Consider the following 2,643-nt stretch of genomic DNA (forward strand, 5'->3'; position numbering starts at 1 on the left):
TTTCCAAGATAAACTGATAAGTGAGGAAAACAACACACCAATCTTAAGTTATGGTCTATCGAGCTATGGGTACGATATTCGGCTGTCTCCTAGTCAGTGCCTTCTTTTTGGCGGTGTCCAACACGGCGTTTGCGACGCTAAAAATTTTGATCCTGAAATCTTAAAAGAAACTGAATTACACGAAGATGAAAAAGGCCAATATTTTATTATTCCACCGTTCGGCTATTGTCTCGGCGTCGCGATGGAAAGACTCTGCCTTCCCAGGGACGTTACAGTTGTTGCGGTTGGCAAGAGTACTTACGCAAGAAGCGGCATCCTCGTCAACATTACTCCGGCAGAAGCAGGTTGGGAGGGTCATTTAACTCTAGAGATTAGTAATTGCACTAGCTTATTTAATAAAATTTATGCTAGTGAGGGTATCTGCCAGCTTTTGTTCTATCAAGGTGAGCCTTGCGAAGTGTCGTACCTTGAGCGGAAAGGTAAGTACAACAAACAACCTTATAAAGTTGTGCTGTCTAAGGTGTGATTAGAATGTTAAGTAAGCTCAATAGTAGAGCTTACTGGTTGACGGTTGTGGTTTATCTGCATAGTTCGTTGAACCAGCCCTGCCAAACTGATCTCCTTCAGTGAACGCAGGGACTTGTCCTTCACGATTTGTCCATGGCCCATCAATTTGTCTCTTTTGCTGAAACTTTGCAGAGGATCTTGCTGATCTCAGAAACTTACCAACACGATCTTGAATGCGATCGTTGCTTGTGTCCGTAGCACGGTCTATCCTTCTCTCGGTTTCGTCAAGGCGACGAGCATCAACGTCATAAGCTCTCTCAGGATTTAAGTCATTAACCCCACTACCTGAGCTGCCTATTGCCATTGACTTATATAACTTATAATTAACAGTATACTCCCAGCGAATAGATAAATGGACGGCTTTCTTAGTGCCTTTATGGAAGAAAATGACGAGCTTCGTCAACGAATGATTGACATGAACGATGTTGGCCAGCCATTAGATAATGAAGCAAATGATGTTCCTATGTACGACCAGTACAACACTGGTTTGGCAGTCACACAAAATGACATGCCACGTGCTAACTTAGCTATAGATCCAAGAGTACAACCAAGATGCGGAGTAACGGGGACAATTCCATCAGCGGAAGAGGGAATGATGCAGGGCGCCATGCCACAACCACGACAACTCTTGGTGGATATGGGGCAGCTCTCCCCCGAAGAGCAAGCAGTGGCAACGACCAACCAAAGGAAGCTGAAGGCTGGTTTAAACCGATCGGGATCAGTCCTGCAGAATCTGGCGATTTGAATCAAGAAGAGATTTCAGATTGCCCTGATGGTATTTGCCCTGTTCCCTGGGCAAAGAAAGAAGCTGTTGTTGATAATGTAAACCACCCTGAGCATTACACTTCAGGTGGAATTGAATGCATCGAAGCAATTGAAGCACAGCTGACGCCAGAAGAATACAGGGGTTATATCAAAGGCAACATTGCGAAATATGTCTGGAGAGAAAAACATAAAGGTGGCAATGAGTCACTTCGTAAGGCACAATGGTATTTGGCTAGGCTAGTTTGTTAAGTGAACACAATTTAACAAATGACTGTAACCACAAATGAGCACGGGCAAACCAATGTCTTTGCTAAAGAACCAACAATGGAGGTAATTGAAGTGACCGAAGAACACAACACAAAAGCAGAACGCCTTAACGGTAGGCTTGCAATGCTGGGAGTAATTGCTGCAATTGGTGCATATGCCGTAACAGGCCAGCTAATTCCCGGCTTGTGGTGATTCCGCTTCTGGTAGTTCCATACCAACCACCTCCTGCGTTACCTGTGAAGTTATGCACAGAGGTAGCGTGGGAGATCATGCATACTCCTGTACTTAGTGAAGAGGACAAAAGAAAAGTATTAGGTAATTTAGCAAGGAGATGTGCTTTTAATTTAGGGCCTGCAATGGTTCCACCAAATGGTTGGGAACCGTAAAATTAAAAGGTAATTGCTTATTCTCCAATGCTTTCAAATAAGCCGAAATCAGACGAAAAGAAAATGACCATGAAGGAACGCATGGCCAAGCTGCGTGAAATGAGAGGAAGTAAACAACGTGCTGAAGAAAAAAAACGTGGTGAAAAAACCAACCTTCCAGGTAGTGGACGCCGTAAAGTATCACCAGCAAAAAAGAAAACTCCTGCTTCTAAGGAACGCTCCCCCCTCTCACCTGCTGAACAAGCTAGATGGGAAAGACGTCGCCAATTGTTAGATCAGCAGTATAAAGCAGCGGTACGAGCCGGCAACGTAAAGCCACCACTACGTAAGAAAAAGTAATGGCAAACCCAGATTATTACGACCTTCGTAAACTTCGTTCTTTAGTGGAAAAACCAAAAGGAAAGCCAAAAGCCAATCCTAATACTGCTGTGTATAACAGTAAAAAAACACCAAAGAAAAAAATGAAGGGAGTCTAGAACGGCTGGTAGTTACTTTCATCCTCATCGTCATCATCACGAAACATAGTCATTGCTAGTTGCGTAAGCTCAAAGTCGGTGGGGATATCAAATTCGATATCAATATTTTCTCCTGCCAACATGTCTTTAATAGCTTGTGTCTCAATCAAACGTTTATGAAACAAGCACAATAAAGCAATCTG

Annotated in this window: 6 protein-coding genes; 5 read left to right on the forward strand and 1 reads right to left on the reverse strand. The window is 43.5% G+C overall.

Going from position 1 to position 2,643, the window contains the following annotated elements; genetic code table 11:
- The 5 genes from dcd to VMW01_04065 form a co-directional block, all read left to right on the forward strand.
- A partial coding sequence (gene dcd / locus VMW01_04045; GenBank protein HUW05411.1) for a dCTP deaminase occupies nucleotides 1–526 on the forward strand: 526 nt, incomplete at its 5' end.
- A 393-nt stretch (nucleotides 527–919) separates the two neighbouring features.
- Nucleotides 920–1,312: a hypothetical protein gene (locus VMW01_04050; GenBank protein ID HUW05412.1), complete on the forward strand. Its 393-nt coding sequence runs from the start codon at nucleotides 920–922 to the stop codon at nucleotides 1,310–1,312.
- Nucleotides 1,309–1,581 carry a DUF3310 domain-containing protein gene (locus VMW01_04055; protein ID HUW05413.1) on the forward strand — a complete coding sequence of 91 codons (273 nt, stop codon included), beginning with the start codon at nucleotides 1,309–1,311 and terminating at the stop codon, nucleotides 1,579–1,581. Before VMW01_04050 ends, VMW01_04055 begins: the two co-directional genes overlap by 4 nt.
- A gap of 18 nt (nucleotides 1,582–1,599) precedes the next feature.
- A complete protein-coding gene (locus VMW01_04060; GenBank protein HUW05414.1) occupies nucleotides 1,600–1,791 on the forward strand; it encodes a hypothetical protein in 192 nt (63 codons plus the stop codon).
- A gap of 221 nt (nucleotides 1,792–2,012) precedes the next feature.
- A complete protein-coding gene (locus tag VMW01_04065) occupies nucleotides 2,013–2,324 on the forward strand; it encodes a hypothetical protein (GenBank protein HUW05415.1) in 312 nt (103 codons plus the stop codon).
- Between the two features lie 133 nt (nucleotides 2,325–2,457).
- Here the strand turns inward: VMW01_04065 and VMW01_04070 are convergent.
- Nucleotides 2,458–2,643 (reverse strand): hypothetical protein (locus VMW01_04070; GenBank protein ID HUW05416.1); only part of this gene is annotated, 186 nt, incomplete at its 5' end.

The sequence above is a fragment of the Williamwhitmania sp. genome, assembly GCA_035529935.1.
GTDB lineage: Bacteria > Bacteroidota > Bacteroidia > Bacteroidales > Williamwhitmaniaceae > Williamwhitmania.

Excerpts from the sequence above, each read along its gene's own strand:
- VMW01_04060 (HUW05414.1), top strand. The coding sequence starts at position 1,600 with ATGACTGTAACCACAAATGAGCACGGGCAAACCAATGTCTTTGCTAAA.
- VMW01_04065 (HUW05415.1), top strand. The coding sequence starts at position 2,013 with ATGCTTTCAAATAAGCCGAAATCAGACGAAAAGAAAATGACCATGAAG.
- VMW01_04050 (HUW05412.1), top strand. The coding sequence starts at position 920 with ATGGACGGCTTTCTTAGTGCCTTTATGGAAGAAAATGACGAGCTTCGT.